The organism is Sphaerimonospora sp. CA-214678 (assembly GCF_050942215.1).
Classification (GTDB): domain Bacteria; phylum Actinomycetota; class Actinomycetes; order Streptosporangiales; family Streptosporangiaceae; genus Sphaerimonospora.
Map to the genome: position 1 here is coordinate 80,874 of NZ_CP192057.1, position 16,980 is coordinate 97,853.

Below are 16,980 nucleotides of genomic sequence, written 5' to 3' on the forward strand. Positions count from 1 at the left end.
TCACCTTCTCCCGCAGGTAGGCGGACGGCTCACCCCCACGGGCGTGGGGAGGACTCGTTCAAACCCTCCTGGGCGCGCGTCGCGGCCAGCTCACCCCCACGGGCGTGGGGAGGACGCGTTAATCTTCCGCTGCGCCATGGTTGCCTCCGGCTCACCCCCACGGGCGTGGGGAGGACCGGTGCCGTTTCGGTCTCGAGTGTCGTCATTTCGGCTCACCCCCACGGGCGTGGGGAGGACGACGGCCGCAGCGGTCCCCTGACGCAGGACGTCGGCTCACCCCCACGGGCGTGGGGAGGACCGCCGGGGCTTAGGCGCCATCGGTGGTGGGCTCCGGCTCACCCCCACGGGCGTGGGGAGGACTTGACCAGCAGCCAGCCCTCGGTCTCAAGCTTCGGCTCACCCCCACGGGCGTGGGGAGGACTGCTCCCGGGCGTCGCACATCCGCTCGGCCTTCGGCTCACCCCCACGGGCGTGGGGAGGACGGCTGACGACGCCGGTCAACCCGGACGTGATCGGGCTCACCCCCACGGGCGTGGGGAGGACGCGGCGCCGGGCACCGGGTCGAGCTGGGCTGTTGTCGGCTCACCCCCACGGGCGTGGGGAGGACACCGCTTCCAGCTTCTTGCTGTCTTCCATGATCGGCTCACCCCCACGGGCGTGGGGAGGACGCGTTCGATGCCGTCGTCGGGGTTGCGGACGGTGGCTCACCCCCACGGGCGTGGGGAGGACTGATGAGCTGGGCCTTGTTCATCGTGGTTCTCCGGCTCACCCCCACGGGCGTGGGGAGGACTCCTCGGCCTGCGCCCGGTTCAATGTGACGATCGGCTCACCCCCACGGGCGTGGGGAGGACTGCTCCCGGGCGTCGCACATCCGCTCGGCCTTCGGCTCACCCCCACGGGCGTGGGGAGGACGGCTGACGACGCCGGTCAACCCGGACGTGATCGGGCTCACCCCCACGGGCGTGGGGAGGACGCGGCGCCGGGCACCGGGTCGAGCTGGGCTGTTGTCGGCTCACCCCCACGGGCGTGGGGAGGACACCGCTTCCAGCTTCTTGCTGTCTTCCATGATCGGCTCACCCCCACGGGCGTGGGGAGGACGCGTTCGATGCCGTCGTCGGGGTTGCGGACGGTGGCTCACCCCCACGGGCGTGGGGAGGACTGATGAGCTGGGCCTTGTTCATCGTGGTTCTCCGGCTCACCCCCACGGGCGTGGGGAGGACTCCTCGGCCTGCGCCCGGTTCAATGTGACGATCGGCTCACCCCCACGGGCGTGGGGAGGACTCCTCGGCCTGCGCCCGGTTCAATGTGACGGTCGGCTCACCCCCACGGGCGTGGGGAGGACGCACCTACGCATGCATAGAGTGCGGCCTCGTCCGGCTCACCCCCACGGGCGTGGGGAGGACTCCCCCCGCATCCACATCGCCGGACGGGAGTACGGCTCACCCCCACGGGCGTGGGGAGGACTCGATCACCACGGCGAACGCCTGAGCCTCCTGCGGCTCACCCCCACGGGCGTGGGGAGGACTCCGACGGCTTTCCCGGCAGGGGCGACGATGCCGGCTCACCCCCACGGGCGTGGGGAGGACCACGACACTGCCGGCCGGGTAGACGCCGGTCTCGGCTCACCCCCACGGGCGTGGGGAGGACGGCTACCCGTGGACCGGGGCCCGGTCCCGCCAAGGCTCACCCCCACGGGCGTGGGGAGGACATCAGCATCCGCTGATCGCCCTCGCTGATGGTCGGCTCACCCCCACGGGCGTGGGGAGGACTCGGGCGACAGTCGCGGGGCGCGGCGGGCGGGCGGCTCACCCCCACGGGCGTGGGGAGGACAGCGTTGGCCATCGACCGGCGCCACGTGATCGCGGCTCACCCCCACGGGCGTGGGGAGGACCCACACCTGGGTCGACCTGTTCGTGGAACACAAGGCTCACCCCCACGGGCGTGGGGAGGACATACAAGCGACGAGCCCCGAGAAATCGGGGCTCGGCTCACCCCCACGGGCGTGGGGAGGACACTTCCCGACCTGCGGGTTCACAATCTCACTTGTACTTTTCGAAGCGGGAAATACGGCGGCCGGGCGGGGCTATACACCTGATCAAATATAGCCACTGGGCACCGACGCTACCCCTGACCGACCTGACAGTGAATGCTGGATCACCGATCGGGCAGGCCGGGGCGCTGGTGTTATCCGTCGCCGTCTTCGGGCGGGTAGCCGTACTGCAGGTAGGCGGTCTGGCCTGTTTCCGCGGCCTGCAGACAGGCGTCGATACGGCGTGCCATGTGAGGGGCCAGTCGGGCGGTCCGCTCCTGGGGAGTGGACCAGGCCACGGCTGACAGCTCCTCGTCGCAGGGGCGGACGGCGGCTGCCTTGGCCGGGGTTAGGACGCCGCCGTCGAACACGAGGTTGACCAGCGGGGGCTGTCCGTCGCTTTGCGCGGGGAGGACGTCGACGGCCAGCAGTCTGCCCGAGCGAAGGGTCAGGCCGATCTCCTCCCTCGCCTCGCGGACGGCGGCCTCCCAGGGATATTCACCATGTTCGAGAGCGCCGCCGGGGATCTCCCAGGTATCGGAGCGGTAGGTGGGCTGGACCAGCAGCACCCGGCCGTCGCCGTCACGGAGGACGACGCCTGCGCCGACCAGGTGGTGCGGCAGCCGGGCATAGTACTCAGCAGGAGGCAGAAGCGGCTTGGCCATGGGACGACGGTAACCGCCGGCCCCGGGGCATCCCCGCCGAAGCGGGCAAAGCGCGTTCCCGATGTGCCTTTCTTGCCGGTCGCATCCGGGCGCCGACCCGGTCTGCCGCGCCGCTACGTCTGAGGCTCTCCCAAGGGGAGTATCAGTACGTCCATCCAGGGCGCGTCCGGCCAGCCTGGCCGGAGGCGGGCGGCAGGGCGCCAGCCCCATCGGGTGTAGGCGGCGTACGCGGTGGTGTTGTCCGGCCGCACCAGGAGGGTGGCCCGCTTTTCTGGACGGTCGGCGAGGAGCCGGTCGTGCAGCGTGCGGGCGATACCCCTGCCGGTCCACGCCCGCCGGACCATGATCTCGGAGAGGGCGAAGGTGCGCTGGCCGTCTTCGACGGCGAAGCCCGACTCCGGTTCGGCTTCCAGCCCGTCCCACCACCGGGTGTCCGGCGTGAGGGGCCAGCCCCAGGTCTGGCCGACCGGTTCGTCTCCGTCGTAGGCGATGACCAGGTCGAAGCCGTCTCGCTTGATGTAGGCGTCGAAGCGGGTCATGAACGCCTCATCGCCGGCGAAGGTCTCGCCGGTGGCGATGCGTTCGGCGTAGGCGTCTCGGTGGATCAGCGAGACGACGTCACGCCGGGCGCGAGCACCGGTGGCGTCGTAGTGGTCGAAGGTGATGGTGTCGGGTACGGCCATGCCTGTCTGCTCCGGTTCAGGCGGAGACGGGGGCGAGCATGCGAGCTGCCTCGTCGAAGCGCTCGCAGAACTCCTCATCCGTTTGTGCTGCCTTTCGTACGGGGCGCAGCTCATTGAGCACCCGCACCGATGTCAGCCGCCCGCCCAGCTCGGGCAAGACGGCCATCCCCTCCTGGATCGCGGTCCGGTGGTCGCCCGCGGCCGAGGTCGCCGAGGCGAGGCGGGCCTGGTAGTAGGCGCGGTCACGAGGGGAGCGATCGGAGTCGCTGACAACTGTGCGGTACAGGTTGGCCGCGCGAGCCGGGTCGACGAGCTGGATCCATCCCATCGCTTCGTACCCGGTGATCTCAGACGGGGTGACGAAGGCGGTCCACGAGTGCTCGGTGTCGGGATCGGGGCCGCGGTCCAGCTCATGACGGGCGTGCGAAATCGCTCCGCGGAAGGCCACCTCGTCGTCGAGTTGGGCGTAGGCGAGGGCCCGCCGGAGGGAGATCAGCGCGTGCAGGGTGGGTGTGCGGGTGTGACGGGCGGCGTCGGCTGCCTGGTCGGTGAAGCGCAGGGCCTCGCGTGCGGTGCCGCGGCGGCCGGTCACCCGGGCCAGGTGGGTGGCCTGCTGGGCCATATTCACGTACACGTGAACGATCATGTGGGTGTCGCCGGAGCTTCCGGCCAGCAGCGCGGCCTCGCCGTACAGCGCGCGGGCGAGCGGCTGGTTGCCTGCGTCGTAGGCGAGCCAGGCGCTGACGAGGCCGAGATCGGCGGCCACGACGAGCAGTTCTCGACCGACCTGGGCGGTGTAATCCGACTCATCGAGCATCGCCCGGGCTCGGGCGAAGGTCTTCCTGGCCTGACTCAGCAGACAGGCTCCGCCGACGGTGCGGTCCTGGCTGCGTAACCGTTCAAGAACGGCATGCAGGTACCGCACATGCGCGCGGTCGACGCGCGCGGGAGGAGGCAGCAGCGCGGACACGGCCAGGCCGGAGGCCACCGCGCCGAATTCCCGACGATTGAGATCCACATCGACTCCCCAGAACGCGGCCGCATCGTCGCTTTCCAGACGTGCGTCCTCCCGGCCGAGTATCAGCGGCAGCAAGGCCGAGCGCGGCATCCCGAGCTCGTCACACACTCGCAGGATCTCGCGTACGTCGTGGAAAGTGAATCTTTGACGCCGTTCGATCTTCGTAACCACCGACTGCGACCAGCCCAGCAGGTTGCCGAAGTCGAGCTGACTCATCCCCGACGCCCCGCGCAGAATCGCCAGCACCGCGCCCATATCGACCCGGGCGAGCGCCTGACGCAGCGGAAGCGAGTCCCAGATCCACGTCGGGGTGACGCCGCCCGATTCGCGGGCCGCCCGAAGACAGGGCCCGCACAGCGGCTCACCGTTGTACCGACTGATCTTGGCGTAGCGGCACGCCGGACAGACCCGATCGCTGGTCGCGCTGCGTTCCACCCGGCTTCCTCCACCAGCCAGTGATGCACGTCGTTGGCCGTCCCGGTTCCGCCGCCACGCCCGGCGAAACGATCTCACGGTAACCACAGCCCGGCGTCCTCGTAGGCCGATTCGGCCTACCGTGTCGCGGCGAGGTCAGGACACAGCCGCGTTGGCGGCCGAGGCGGCGGTCGCCAAGCTCACAGCAGCACATCAGCGTGATCCGTATGTCGCTCACGGTCACCGCGGCGTGGCGTACGTCCCCTCGACACACCTGCTCAAGAGCCTGAAGGAGAGACCATGCTCGCGATCAGGCAGCGTCCAGGAGGGCGAGTTCAGCCGCGAGCGGTCGGCCGATCACGCTCAGGCTCCGTCTCTCCCGGCGTAGCACCGGTGAGGGGGTGGTGGCCGGTTCCCCTCACGGCCACCGGTACGACCCCGGACCGCGGTGGTTCGGGGAGTTCCTACAGTGAAGGGTTTCGTCGTGGATGTCGTGCCTGATCCACGTCTGAGCCGCCTCGATGGGGCCCGCGTGCTCGTGACCGGCGGTGGAGGGCTCGTCGGCAGCCGGGTCGTGCGACTGCTCACCGCCGTCGGCGCGGCGCCGGTGGTGCTGGACCGCATGGACGCCCTACCCGCACCCGGTCCGTGCCCTGTTCGGCCTGGACGAGGGGACGGAGATCGTCCTCGGTGACGTACGGGAGGCCGCGACCGTCCGCGCGCTCGTCGAGGAAGCGGACTATGTGATTCACGCCGCCGCCTACGCCGATGTCGCCGCCTCCTTACCCGTACCCGTACGGGTTTTGTCGGTGCCCGCCGATAGCGTGGTGGTCTCGTTACTGAGCGTGGGAGGTGGGTGTGCGCAGGTCGTTCAAGTTCCTGCTGCGGCCCACCGCCAGGCAGGCGGCCGCGCTGTCGGCGTGTGTGGAGGATCACCGGCAGCTCTACAACGCGGCTCTTGAGCACCGGCGCATCGCCTACCGCAAGGCCAAGGTGAGCATCCGGTACGGCGATCAGTCGGCCGAGTTGAAGCACATCCGCGCCGACGACCCCACCGGTCAGGGCCGGTGGTCGTTCTCCTGTCAGCAGGCCACGCTGCGCCGCCTGGACAAGGCTTTCGCCGCGTTCTTCCGCCGGGTGAAGGCCGGGCAGAAGCCGGGTTTCCCCCGCTTCAAGGGGCGGGGCTGGTTCGACACGATCGAGTGGCCCAAAGACGGTGATGGCTGCCGGTGGGATTCTCAGCCCGAGCACCCGACCGCGACGTACGTGCGCCTTCAGGGCATCGGGCACGTGCGGGTGCACCAGCACCGCTCGGTGCGTGGCCGGGTGAAGACGATCGCGGTGAAGCGGGAAGGCTCCCGCTGGTATGTGGTGCTGTCGTGCGACGACGTGCCCGGCGAGGCTCTGCCCGCGACGGGCACGGCGGTCGGGTTGGACATGGGCGTGGCCTCGCTGGTGACCACCAGCGGCGGGGAGCATCTGGCCAACCCGCGCCACCTGGAAGCGTCGGCCGATCGTCTCGCGGCGGCCCAGCAGGCGCTCGCTCGTAAGAAGCGCGGGTCCAGGCGCCGCCGCAAGGCCGTCGCGCGGGTGGCTGCGTTGCACGCCAAGGTGCGGCGGCAGCGTTTGGACGGCGCACACAAGGCCGCCCGGGCGCTAGTCCGTGCCTACGACGTGATCGTGCATGAGGATCTGCGGATCGCGAACATGACCCGCAGCGCGTCCGGCACCCTCCAGGCGCCCGGCCGGAACGTCGCACAGAAGACCGGCCTCAACAGGTTGATCCTGGACGCGGGCTGGGGGGTGTTCCTGCGGGTCCTCGCGCACAAGGCTGAAAGCGCCGGTCGCGAGCTGATCGCAGTCGAACCCCGCAACACCTCCCGCACCTGCTCGCGCTGCGGGCACTGCGCACGGGAGAACCGCGTCACCCAGGCCGAGTTCGCCTGTCAGGCGTGCGGGCATACCGCGCACGCCGACGTGAACGCGGCCGAGAACATTCTCAGGGCAGGGCTTGCCCTTCGCGACGTCGCGGAAGCGGCTTAGCGAGAAGCCGCTTCCTTCAGGGCGCGGAGGAGTCACCAGCGTGTACGCCAAGGCCTGGGGTGAACAGCAGGTCCGCCTGATGCTCGCCGGCAGCGGCACGGACTACACCGAGACCGTGCGGGCCGCAGTGCCCAACTCGCGGATCGACCGTGGCCCGGAGCGGGACGAGGCGGACGCGCGCGACTACCGGACGTCCTTCGCCCGGCTCGCGACCGCGTTCCCCGACGCCTGCACCACCCGCCTCTCCCAGGGAGTACGCGAGATCGCCGACGCGATGGACGCCAAAGAACTGGGCGACCCAGACCTGCCCGAGTACGACAACTTCCGCGGCCTGACGGCCTCCCGCAACGCCGGACGCATCACCGCGGTCCGCTCACTTGCGTGCGAGCGCCTGCACGCCGAGTACGCCGCCGCCGATTGGAGCACCCAGTGAACCAGTCGGTTGAGACGCAGCCGCCGTTCCTGCCCTGGAACCGCCCCTCCATCGGAGTCGAGGAGATCGCCGAGGTCACCGACACCCTCCGCTCCGGCTGGCTCACCCATGGCCCGAAGGCCACCAGATTCGAGCAGGCCGTACGGGATGCCCTCGGCGTCGCCGACGCCTTCGCCGTTTCCTCCTGCACCGCAGCCCTCCACCTGGCCTTCCTCGCCGCCGGCATCGGCGACGGCGACGAGGTCATCACCCCGGCCCTGACCTTCTGCGCGGCACCGAACGCGCTCCTGCAGATCGGAGCCCGCCCCGTCTTCGTCGACGTCGAACCCGTCACCTTCAACATCGACCCGAAGGCAGCCGAAGACGCGATCACCGACCGTACGAAGGCCATCGTGGTCATGCACTACGGCGGACACCCCTGCGACCTGCTCGCGTTCCGCAAACTCGCCGACGACCACGGGCTCCTGCTGATCGAGGACGCCGCCCACGCCCTGTACGCCGGCCGCGACGGGAGGCGGGCCGGCAGCGTCGGCGACCTCGCCACCTTCAGCTTTTACGCGAACAAGGTGATGACCACCGGCGAAGGCGGCATGCTTGCCGGCCGCGGCGACCTGGTCCAGCGCGCCCGCCTACTGGGCCGGCACGGCATCGACTCCTCCGTATGGCAGCGGCACGGCAGCCGCAGCACCGCCGACTATGAAGTGATCGCGCCCGGGCTGAAGTATGTGATGCCCGACATCACTGCGGCCATCGGCGTCCAGCAGTTCCGCAAACTGCCCGCCTTCACCGCCCGCCGCGCCGAAATCGCCGCCACCTACACCCGGGCCCTGGCCGACCTGCCCGGCCTGGCTACGCCGACCGTGCTGCCCGGCGTCGAACACGGCTGGTTCCTCTACTCGATCTTCATCGACCCCGACAGCGCGCCGTTCACGCGCGACCAGGTCGCCGAACACCTCCGGACCGAATATGCGATCGGGACGAGCAGACACTTCAAACCCGAGCATATGATGCGCATCTACCGCGGTGCCGGCACGCATCCGCTGCCGAACACCGAAACGGCCGCGGCCCGCCAGCTCTCCCTGCCCTGCTACCCCGCCATGACCGCACACGAGACGGAACGGGTCGTCAGCGCCGTTCACGCTCTGTGGAACCGCCGTCCATGAGCGGAGCACAGAAACAGAGACGACCGCTCCAGCACGCCAGGACGTACGGCTCTGCGCATCAGAGAAAGCACCACGTCCCTCGCGTTCACGCCGACGTGCCGGCCGTGCGTCGTTAGGGTGATCGGAAGGACCACCATGCCCGCCTCGAGGCTTCCCCAGCGGGTGGCACTCCTCCCATGCAACCGAGCTGTCGCATCACTTCCGGGGGACATGATGACCAGCCCGAAGCCCACCATCGACGTGGTGGTCCTCACCATGAACGACCGTTTCGAGGCGTTCAGGCAGGCGATGGCGTCCCTCCTCGCCCAGCAAGATGTCGATCTACGTGTGGTCATCGTGGGTAACGGAGTCGAGCCCGACCACGTCCCCGACGGCGTGCACACCGTGACGCTGCCCGAAAACACGGGCATTCCCCAGGGCCGCAACATCGGCGCGGACGCACTGGCCGGCCCGGGATGCGGCGAGTTCATCTTCTTCTTCGACAACGACGCCATCCTCCCCACGCCCGACACGCTCGCCCGGCTCGTCGCCGAAGCCCGCCGCCACCCCGAAGCCGCCTACATCCAACCCCGCATCGCCGACCCCGACACCGGCATCACCATGCGCCGCTGGGTCCCGCGGCTGCGTGCCGACGACGCCACCCGGCCCGGCACCATCACCGTCATGGCCGAAGGCGTCGTCCTCATCCGCCGCGCCGACTACGAGCAGGCCGGCGGCTGGCCGGGCCACTTCTTCCTCTTCCACGAAGGCATCGACCTGAGCTGGCGGCTATGGGACCTCGGACATACAGGCTGGTACGCCCCCGAGATCGTCATCCACCACCCCGCCACCGACCCCGCCCGGCACGCGCAGTACTACCGCCTCGTCGCCCGCAACCGCGTCTGGCTCGCCTACCGACGGCTACCCGCGCCCCTGATCCCCATCTACCTGGCGACCTGGACCCTGCTCAGCATCATCCGGATCCGGTCCCGCGCAAACCTCGGCGTCTGGTTCGCCGGCCTATGGGAAGGCATCAAGGGCGGCCACGGACAGCGACGGCCGATGACCTGGACCACCGTGCTGAGACTGACCCGCGCAGGCCGACCCCCGATCATCTGATTCACCAAGTGCCAACCGGTGAGAATCACCCCCACGGGCGTGGGGAGGACCGCAGCCACTCCGGCCGGCCCACCTCGAGCGGCGGCTCACCCCCACGGGCGTGGGGAGGACGCCGACTGGTACATCCGAACCTATTTCGACACCGGCTCACCCCCACGGGCGTGGGGAGGACGCCGACTGGTACATCCGAACCTATTTCGACACCGGCTCACCCCCACGGGCGTGGGGAGGACGGCAGGCTGTACTGCGCTGCGGCCTCGAACACAGGCTCACCCCCACGGGCGTGGGGAGGACCGCTGCACCGTGAACAGCATCCCGGGCGGCGTCGGCTTACCCCCACGGGCGTGGGGAGGACCAGGTCACGATCGGCCATGGCAATAACTATGACGGCTCACCCCCACGGGCGTGGGGAGGACTCGTTCACATTTACCGGCTGACCAGGGCGAACAGGCTCACCCCCACGGGCGTGGGGAGGACAGCATGACGGAATCCATCGGCGAGGATGCCACCGGCTCACCCCCACGGGCGTGGGGAGGACGCCCGGTTCGCCACCGTCAGCGAGTGGACCAGCGGCTCACCCCCACGGGCGTGGGGAGGACATCGCCGTGCTGCCAGATCCGGCCCCCCTGTTCGGCTCACCCCCACGGGCGTGGGGAGGACGTGCCGTCTCCGCGAGAGACCGCGAACGCCCGCGGCTCACCCCCACGGGCGTGGGGAGGACGCCCGCTGGCTGCCGACCCTCCACCGGGCGGGCGGCTCACCCCCACGGGCGTGGGGAGGACCGGACCGACCCCGAAGAGATGACCACCGACGACGGCTCACCCCCACGGGCGTGGGGAGGACTCGGTGTGGTGGCCGGACACGCCGAAGGCGAGCTGGCTCACCCCACGGGCGTGGGGAGGACGTGGGCCGCGTCCAGCGGCATCGCCAACCGTACGGCTCACCCCCACGGGCGTGGGGAGGACACGAATCGAATACTACGAGGTTGACTAATGGGAGGCTCACCCCCACGGGCGTGGGGAGGACAGGCTCGTGCGGATCATCGCATCGGCGTTGAACGGCTCACCCCCACGGGCGTGGGGAGGACGCCCCCCCAGGGAATCGAACCCCGTCCTCTCCCGGCTCACCCCCACGGGCGTGGGGAGGACGTGGACAGCGTGGAGGGCGCGGAGTAGGGTTTCGGCTCACCCCCACGGGCGTGGGGAGGACTAGGTGAGCAGGCGTAACGAGAGATAGGCAGGCGGCTCACCCCCACGGGCGTGGGGAGGACACTTCCCGACCTGCAGGTTCACAATCTCACTTGTACTTTTTGGTGCGAGGCATCTGACGGCCAGCCGAGCTTATACACCTGATCGACTATAGCCATCCTGTGCCGTCAAGGCCTTCGGCGGTGGCGGGCTGGTGATCGGGAAGGTGACGACGGACGCTTCGGCGCGGACTCTGGACGGGTTCCTTCCGGGGGTGGGGCGGGAGCGTCCAGGTGTGCCACGGCGGCGGAATTCGGGGTTGCTTCTGGGCGGTGTGATGGGGTCGAGGGCGTCTGCTCGATAGCGGTGACGACGGTCTCGTTGACCACCATCACATCGAGGTTCAGGCGGGTCGCCGTACGGACGACCTGACGGGCGATCTGGCCCGACGGCAGGCCGGCGACGATCGGCGCGACGGCCTGCATGGCCCGCATCCGGTCTTCGGGAAACCGTAGGCGTGGGAACCGGTCGAGTTCGGCGTCGACCACGACATCCGCGAGCGGGACCCGCTCGCCCTCCAGCAGTCGAGCGAGGGCCACCGGGCCGTTCTGGGTGAGGATCGCCGAGGGGTCCTTCCCCTCAGGGAGGCGTACGGCTTCCACGTCGGGCAGCAGGTCGAAAGTTCTGGCGGCGCCGCGTACCCCTGCTGAGTCGCCGTCGAAGGTGACCACGACCCCGGCGTCCAGGTCGGCGACCCGCGAGAGGGCGGCGACTTGCATGGTGGTGAGGGCCGTCCCGCAGGTCGCCACGCCCACGTACCGTCCGCCCCCGGCCAGGGTGACCGCGATGGCGTCGAACGGACCCTCGACGATGACCGGACGAGCACCTGCGGCGAGAAGCCGACGGTTCTCGGCCAGGCCGTACAGCACGCTTCCCTTCGCCGACCCTCGGTTGGCCAGGTACTTCGGACCCCGGCCCTTGGGGGAGTGGCGCGCGATGAATCCCGCGATGTCGCCATTCTCCGTCCGCAGCGTCAGTACGATCCGATCCTGGAAGGCATCCACCAGGCGGGAGCCGCGACGCCTGGCCAGGCCGGACGCCTCGATCACCGCGTCTTCATATCCATGGCGGCGTAGCTGCGCGACCAGTCCCCTCCGGCCGCTCGGCGCGTACCCGATCCGCCACGCCCTGGCCGTCGCCGCGTCGATCCCACGCGAGCGGAGGTACGGCAGGGGCCACCCGCGGCCCAACTGTCCGGCGAAGAACGGTTCGGCCTCACGGTAGACGTCCTGGCCCTCCCCCCGCGGCAGCCCTGGCCACCCGGCCGTGGGGGTTCGCGCGTCGCTCGGCTCCGTCCGTGCACTCTGTGTCCGGCCCTGCTGTACGGCTTGCGCCGCTGACGGTGACGTGCCCTGCAGATGGGAGGTGAGTAGCGCCGCGCTCAGGAGGATGCGGTCGCCGACCATGCGGATCGTGGCGAAGCGGGGATCTCGGGGATCGGATCCTGCCCAGCTGGACACGTTCGGAAAAACGATCCTCGAAGGGGCTATGCCGAGTCGCTGAAGGACCAGGTAGGCGACCGAGTCGGCCTCCATCTTCCACATGCCCCGGCAGTCGGGCGAGGTGACGGCTGGGGCTCCGGCTGGGTGTTTCAGCAGGACGTGCCCGAGCTCGTGGGCCAGAGCGGCGACGGCAGCGGCATCGTGCACGTCGTCGGCGATGCGGATGAAGCGGCTCCCATGCTCGTTCTGCAGCACGGTCACGGCCACCCCGTCGTACGGCGACCGCACGACGGGAAAGCCAATCCGCTCGGCGAAGGCAGAGAGTGCTGTCAGGGCAGCTGCGGGCTCGAGTGCAGCTGGCGCCGCTTCATCAGGGACTGGGCGGCCGGTGGTTTGCGCGATGTCGAACACGGTCGTCGGACGTGCCGAATTCGGCTGGATGATGCGGATCCCGCGCTCGCCCTTGGCCACCTGACGGCCGAGCCGCCGCCACGATTCGTATCCGGCCAGCATCGTGGCGTCCGGCCGGGCCGCCCGGATGAGCATGAGGGCGGCGAAGCCGTACCCGCGATGGCGCGAGGCGAGGTCGAGCCATTCCGCCCAGTCCTGACCGCTGCGCAGCAGGGAGGACTCCCGTGCGGCCGCGTCCAGCAGAGCGGCGTCAGGGCGTTCGGCTTCTTGGGGATGTTCGGCGTCTCGAACCTCGTGAACCACGTCCTCGACGCTTCGCTGCCCAGGTTGCATCGCCTGTGACACCGGTCGGCGCATGTCTGCCGGTGCATGATTGCAGTGTTCCCGCGCGGGCTGCTGGCCTGACTGGGTTAACTGAGCGTGTTCAGGCGGCGTGGCCGGTGATGATCTTGTGCCAGAGTTCCCGCATCCGGGCGGAGGGGAGCCACTCGGTTTCCATCACCTTCTGGCCGTTCCGGCCCCGGTCGGTCCGCCGGATGAAGAAGAGGCCGCCAGCTTGGCACAGCTCGTAGATCCGCGCCCGGCATTCGCACGTGTGCTCTTTCACCCTGATCCGAGGGCAGCGTGGCTGCGGCTTCAGCCACCGGACCGTCACCGCGCCGGGCTGTGTCATGGGGGCGTGAATGCCGTGATAGGGCTCCGGAATCACGCTTCCCCCAGGTGCTCGGTGGCGAGCCGGGTCTGTTCCTCGAGCTGTACGGCCAGGTCGGTGAGATTGGTCGCGTAGACCGTCATTGCCAGATCGGTCTTGCCGAGCACGTCCAGGGGGACCTGACGCCTCCGGGTGGCCGACGGCCGCGTGTCACCGCGGACCATCCAGTCGTCGCCATACGCGTCGATGAGTTCTTGAAGGGATGGTCCGTTCTCCCCGAGGGCGGAATGTGTGCGATGGTTGCTCAAGGTCAGGACCTCATTTCCTGATCGGTGGGCCCGTCGGCGTGGCGTCGCCGGCGGGCCCGTTTCTGTTCTTTGGATTCGGTGGGCGGCCCCGGTGCCCCCTCAGACGTGGGGGCCGCCCGAGCCCCGCCGGTCGCGGCCAACTGCGCCAGCGGGGCAGCTTCGATGCGCCTGACAAGTCGGCAGGCGGCAGTTCAGTCGATCGCCCAGATCAGAAAGCTCCTGCGGTTCCCCTCAGCTCGGCCCACGTCACATGCCCGTCTCGGGTACGGCTACAGCCACATGAGTCCGTGAGAGCGGACACCTCAGACCAGCCGTCCTGCTCTCCGCCTGTCACGGGTTCGCCGGGGTCGCGGACCTCCACGCGGAGCCCGTCACGGGCGGGAATGATCGTTACCGCGATCACTCCCTCGGGAGTGCGGGGCACGGCGTTCGAGACGAGACGGGACACCACGTGCTCACATCCATCGGCAAGACCCGGATGAAACCTCCTCGCCGTGCTGCGTGCCCACGAGCGCACTGTGTCGGCCGCCTCGGGAAGGCCTGGCAGGGTTCGTCTGTACATCAGGGATACCGCCTAAGTTGGTGACACCGCCTCACCTATGGTGACCACAGCTTGCAGGCTGAGGACACAGCCTGTCAACCTGTTCCGGTGGATCTCGACCGCCCGCTATGGCTGCGCATCGTCGAACACTTCCGGCAGCAGATCAGCACCGGCGAACTGCCCCCGGGCGCACGCCTGCCGTCCCGTCCGGAGATCATGCGAGAGTTCGGCGTGTCCGATGCGGTCGCCAAGCAGGCCGCCCGCGTCCTGATCTCCGAGGGCTTGGCGGTGGCCAAACCGGGCTCCGGAACCTATGTGAAAGCCCGGCCCCAGCTCCAACGCCTCGTACGCGCATGGAACCGCGGCAGTCGTTCTGGCAGTCCCGTCGCCGCCGAGATGGAGGCCCAAGGCCGCCGGGCCGCGTGGGATTACACCTCGCGCACCACGCAGGCGCCCGCCACCATCAGGGAACGCCTGGGCCTGCCCGAGCCGGAGGGGGATACCCCCGACGTGCTCCGTACGGACTATGTCTTCTATGCCGACGAGCAGCCGGTCATGCTCTCCACGAGCTGGGAGCCGCTCGACCTCACCCGCGGCACGCCGATAGTCATGCCGGAGGAAGGCCCGCACGCGGGACGGGGCGTGGTCGAGCGGATGCTCGCCATCGGCCACCCCGTCGTCGACTGGAGAGAGACCGTCGGCGCCAGGCTGGGGACCGCTGAGGAGTGCGCGAAGCTCGCCCACCCGCAAGGGTCGGTCATGCTGACGATCGAGCGGACCTATGAGTCGCGGACCCGGGTGGTCGAGACGGCCGACATCGTGCTGCCGGCCGATCTGTATCTTCTGGAGTACTCGGCCCGGATGGGCCAGAGGGAGTAGATCGCCGCAGGGGTCGTCGGCGCTATGTCGGCCGGCGGCTCGGTTGCAGCCAGGTGGCATCTCCCGATGTCCGTAGATTCGCCGGTCGGCCGGGTGTAGCCGAGCCGCTCTGCGGATGCCCAGCGGACTCGTAAATCACTTTCTGGAACCCCAGGTTTGAATCCGCGCTGGATAGTGGCAGCCTTTTGTCGGATCCGCTCGAAATCGCAAATGGTCTAGGGCTGCGGCGTCGCAGGGATACCGCCATCTGACGGTCGGGATTTTCTGTGAGCAGGGAGCCTGAGCAGCCGACTGAGCCACTTGTCAGCAATGCAGATGGTGCTCCTACTCGGCGCATCCCAGCTCGATCGTCGTGCCTCCGCCACCCTGCCCAAGCCCGGCATCCGAACAAGGTGAAAAGCCGCGGCGCCATGACCGGCTGCCGTTCAGTCACAGGGTGAGCAATGGGTCCTCGTGACCCTTCAGCGTGTCCATTAACTCGCTCAGTCTCGGACCTAAGGCCGGGGGGCTGAATGAAACTTGGTCGCCAACCGGGGTTTGCCCTTGTCGAAACCGACCAATCCCTTTTACCCTACGTTCCGAAATCGAGTAACTACAGAAAGTGTTGATGTGGCTCGCATAATGGGCGCTTGCCTGCTGGCTCTGGTGGTCACCGTCTCAGGATGCGCCGCTTCACAGGGCGCGCGCCGTACGGCGACGCCGGCCGTGTCGCCCAGTGGCAAGCCCGCGCTGGACGTCCCGTCCCCGCGAGCCACTACCGCGGAGGAGGCCGTCATCGCGGCCTATACCGCTTATTGGCCGGCATCGAATCGGGCGGTCACCCTGCCACTCGAGGAGGCCCGGAAGCTGCTCAGTCAGTACGAGACCGAGGACCAGGTCGAGGGCGCGGTCGCGGGCATCAAGCGATACCAGGCCATGCACCGCCAGGGGTGGGGAAAGGTTGTCGTGCACGTCCAGAAGGTCACGGTGAAGGGCGACAAGGCCACGCTTCTCGACTGCATGGACGCTTCCAAGTCCGGGGAAGCCGACTCCCGCACTCATAAGCTCATTCCCGGCACCCTCAGCAGCCCGTACCTCGCTGTCGAGGCCGTGCTGCACAGGAGAGCCGACGGGCGGTGGCGTCTCGCGCAGAAAAAGGCGTTGGGAACGAAGTGCACGCGCTGACCGCCCTGCTTGTGGCGGCGGCGATCGTCACACCCGTGACCGCGGTGCGTCCGGGACCCGACCACGGCAACGGAGCCGTCTCCCTTCCGACGGGCTGGGAAATATGGGCCAAGAGCAGCCCGAGCACGCCAGCCGACCCCGGCCGTATGCGACCGGCGGCGTCCCCGAAATCGAGCGAGGAACCCGACCCCGATTGCTCGCCGTCGCTCGACGGGTCCCAGCCAGACCGTTTCTACTGCGGGTTGGTCCGGCCGGGAGACAACCAGCCGGCGGTGACGCCGCAGATGCTGGCGGCCCAAGCCGTACGGGAACTGGTCCTGCCGCTGCCGCAGGTACGGACCGCGCCGCCGCGAGGCCGACCGGCCATGGTCGGCGTGCCGCAGTGGTTCTGGCTGTACGGCGATGGCCAGTGGAGACCGATGGCCAAGCGCGTGCAGGCCGGCGATGCCTGGGCCGAGGTCGTCGCGTCGCCACAGCGGCTCGTCATCTCGCCGGGCGCCGGGCTCCCCGACGTCGTCTGCCAGGGCCCCGGCAGCGCCTATGACCCGCATCGCCCGCCGAAGGATCAACAGAGCGGCTGCACCTATCTCTATGAGCGGTCGTCGGCCGGCCGGACCGGCGGCGTCTACCAGGTGTCGGTCACCGTCGTGTGGGGCGCGACATGGCGGGGCTCCGGGGGAGCGGGAGGCACCCTCGCCCCGATCAGCCGGACGACCTCCTTTCCGCTGCCCGTGGCCGAGGCCCAGGCCCTGGTGGCCGAATGACCCCTGGTGACCCGATGACTCGGGTC

The 16,980-nt window shown here is 69.3% G+C and carries 13 protein-coding genes and 3 CRISPR repeat arrays (1 of these 16 cut by a window edge); of the genes, 7 read left to right on the forward strand and 6 right to left on the reverse strand.

What is annotated here, in order from left to right:
- Window positions 1-2,013: direct repeats of the CRISPR family, unit length 29 nt; unit sequence CGGCTCACCCCCACGGGCGTGGGGAGGAC (it extends 950 nt beyond the left edge of the window).
- Between the two features lie 171 nt (window positions 2,014-2,184).
- The 3 genes from ACQP1K_RS29060 to ACQP1K_RS29070 form a co-directional block, all read right to left on the reverse strand.
- Window positions 2,185-2,694: an NUDIX domain-containing protein gene (locus ACQP1K_RS29060; protein ID WP_433501689.1), complete on the reverse strand. Its 510-nt coding sequence runs from the start codon at window positions 2,692-2,694 to the stop codon at window positions 2,185-2,187.
- Window positions 2,695-2,807: 113 nt separating this feature from the next.
- On the reverse strand, window positions 2,808-3,377 hold the full coding sequence (locus ACQP1K_RS29065; protein WP_433501690.1) for an N-acetyltransferase family protein: 570 nt from the start codon (window positions 3,375-3,377) through the stop codon (window positions 2,808-2,810).
- Window positions 3,378-3,393: 16 nt separating this feature from the next.
- Window positions 3,394-4,830 (reverse strand): helix-turn-helix domain-containing protein, encoded by a 1,437-nt coding sequence (locus tag ACQP1K_RS29070; RefSeq protein WP_433501691.1) that lies wholly within the window; start codon window positions 4,828-4,830, stop codon window positions 3,394-3,396.
- Between the two features lie 831 nt (window positions 4,831-5,661).
- On the opposite strand from ACQP1K_RS29070, the gene ACQP1K_RS29075 reads away from it, so the two are divergent.
- The 4 genes from ACQP1K_RS29075 (at window position 5,662) to ACQP1K_RS29090 (ending at window position 9,546) form a co-directional block, all read left to right on the forward strand.
- Entirely contained in the window at window positions 5,662-6,852 is a 1,191-nt protein-coding gene (locus ACQP1K_RS29075; RefSeq protein WP_433501692.1) for an RNA-guided endonuclease InsQ/TnpB family protein, read from the forward strand.
- A gap of 40 nt (window positions 6,853-6,892) precedes the next feature.
- Entirely contained in the window at window positions 6,893-7,285 is a 393-nt protein-coding gene (locus tag ACQP1K_RS29080) for a hypothetical protein (RefSeq protein WP_433501693.1), read from the forward strand.
- Complete coding sequence (locus ACQP1K_RS29085; protein ID WP_433501694.1) at window positions 7,282-8,448, forward strand: DegT/DnrJ/EryC1/StrS family aminotransferase; 1,167 nt, start codon at window positions 7,282-7,284, stop codon at window positions 8,446-8,448. The genes ACQP1K_RS29080 and ACQP1K_RS29085 overlap by 4 nt, the downstream gene beginning before the upstream one ends.
- A gap of 210 nt (window positions 8,449-8,658) precedes the next feature.
- Window positions 8,659-9,546, forward strand: coding sequence for a glycosyltransferase family 2 protein (locus ACQP1K_RS29090; protein WP_433501695.1), 888 nt, complete (start codon window positions 8,659-8,661; stop codon window positions 9,544-9,546).
- A gap of 21 nt (window positions 9,547-9,567) precedes the next feature.
- A CRISPR array of direct repeats spans window positions 9,568-10,390; the repeat unit is 29 nt; unit sequence CGGCTCACCCCCACGGGCGTGGGGAGGAC.
- A 92-nt stretch (window positions 10,391-10,482) separates the two neighbouring features.
- Window positions 10,483-10,816: a CRISPR direct-repeat array (repeat unit 29 nt; unit sequence CGGCTCACCCCCACGGGCGTGGGGAGGAC).
- Window positions 10,817-10,921: 105 nt separating this feature from the next.
- On the opposite strand, the gene ACQP1K_RS29095 is transcribed toward ACQP1K_RS29090, so the two are convergent.
- The 3 genes from ACQP1K_RS29095 to ACQP1K_RS29105 form a co-directional block, all read right to left on the reverse strand.
- Window positions 10,922-12,949, reverse strand: coding sequence for a toprim domain-containing protein (locus tag ACQP1K_RS29095; RefSeq protein WP_433501696.1), 2,028 nt, complete (start codon window positions 12,947-12,949; stop codon window positions 10,922-10,924).
- A gap of 121 nt (window positions 12,950-13,070) precedes the next feature.
- A complete protein-coding gene (locus tag ACQP1K_RS29100) occupies window positions 13,071-13,319 on the reverse strand; it encodes a hypothetical protein (protein ID WP_433501697.1) in 249 nt (82 codons plus the stop codon).
- A 32-nt stretch (window positions 13,320-13,351) separates the two neighbouring features.
- Window positions 13,352-13,606 carry a hypothetical protein gene (locus tag ACQP1K_RS29105; protein WP_433501698.1) on the reverse strand — a complete coding sequence of 85 codons (255 nt, stop codon included), beginning with the start codon at window positions 13,604-13,606 and terminating at the stop codon, window positions 13,352-13,354.
- A gap of 649 nt (window positions 13,607-14,255) precedes the next feature.
- Here ACQP1K_RS29105 and ACQP1K_RS29110 point away from each other — a divergent pair.
- The 3 genes from ACQP1K_RS29110 to ACQP1K_RS29120 all read left to right on the forward strand — a co-directional run bounded on the left by ACQP1K_RS29110 (window position 14,256) and on the right by ACQP1K_RS29120 (window position 16,954).
- Window positions 14,256-15,026: a GntR family transcriptional regulator gene (locus tag ACQP1K_RS29110; RefSeq protein WP_433501699.1), complete on the forward strand. Its 771-nt coding sequence runs from the start codon at window positions 14,256-14,258 to the stop codon at window positions 15,024-15,026.
- A gap of 621 nt (window positions 15,027-15,647) precedes the next feature.
- The gene (locus tag ACQP1K_RS29115; RefSeq protein ID WP_433501700.1) at window positions 15,648-16,190 is read left to right on the forward strand and encodes a hypothetical protein; all 543 of its coding nucleotides are present in this window, start codon (window positions 15,648-15,650) and stop codon (window positions 16,188-16,190) included.
- A complete protein-coding gene (locus ACQP1K_RS29120) occupies window positions 16,178-16,954 on the forward strand; it encodes a hypothetical protein (protein ID WP_433501701.1) in 777 nt (258 codons plus the stop codon). Before ACQP1K_RS29115 ends, ACQP1K_RS29120 begins: the two co-directional genes overlap by 13 nt.
- Window positions 16,955-16,980 lie beyond the last annotated feature (26 nt).

Bases quoted from the DNA above. Each gene is read 5' to 3' on its own strand.
- ACQP1K_RS29060 (WP_433501689.1), bottom strand. From the start codon at position 2,694: ATGGCCAAGCCGCTTCTGCCTCCTGCTGAGTACTATGCCCGGCTGCCG.
- ACQP1K_RS29065 (WP_433501690.1), bottom strand. From the start codon at position 3,377: ATGGCCGTACCCGACACCATCACCTTCGACCACTACGACGCCACCGGT.
- ACQP1K_RS29090 (WP_433501695.1), top strand. From the start codon at position 8,659: ATGATGACCAGCCCGAAGCCCACCATCGACGTGGTGGTCCTCACCATG.
- ACQP1K_RS29100 (WP_433501697.1), bottom strand. From the start codon at position 13,319: ATGACACAGCCCGGCGCGGTGACGGTCCGGTGGCTGAAGCCGCAGCCA.
- ACQP1K_RS29115 (WP_433501700.1), top strand. From the start codon at position 15,648: ATGGGCGCTTGCCTGCTGGCTCTGGTGGTCACCGTCTCAGGATGCGCC.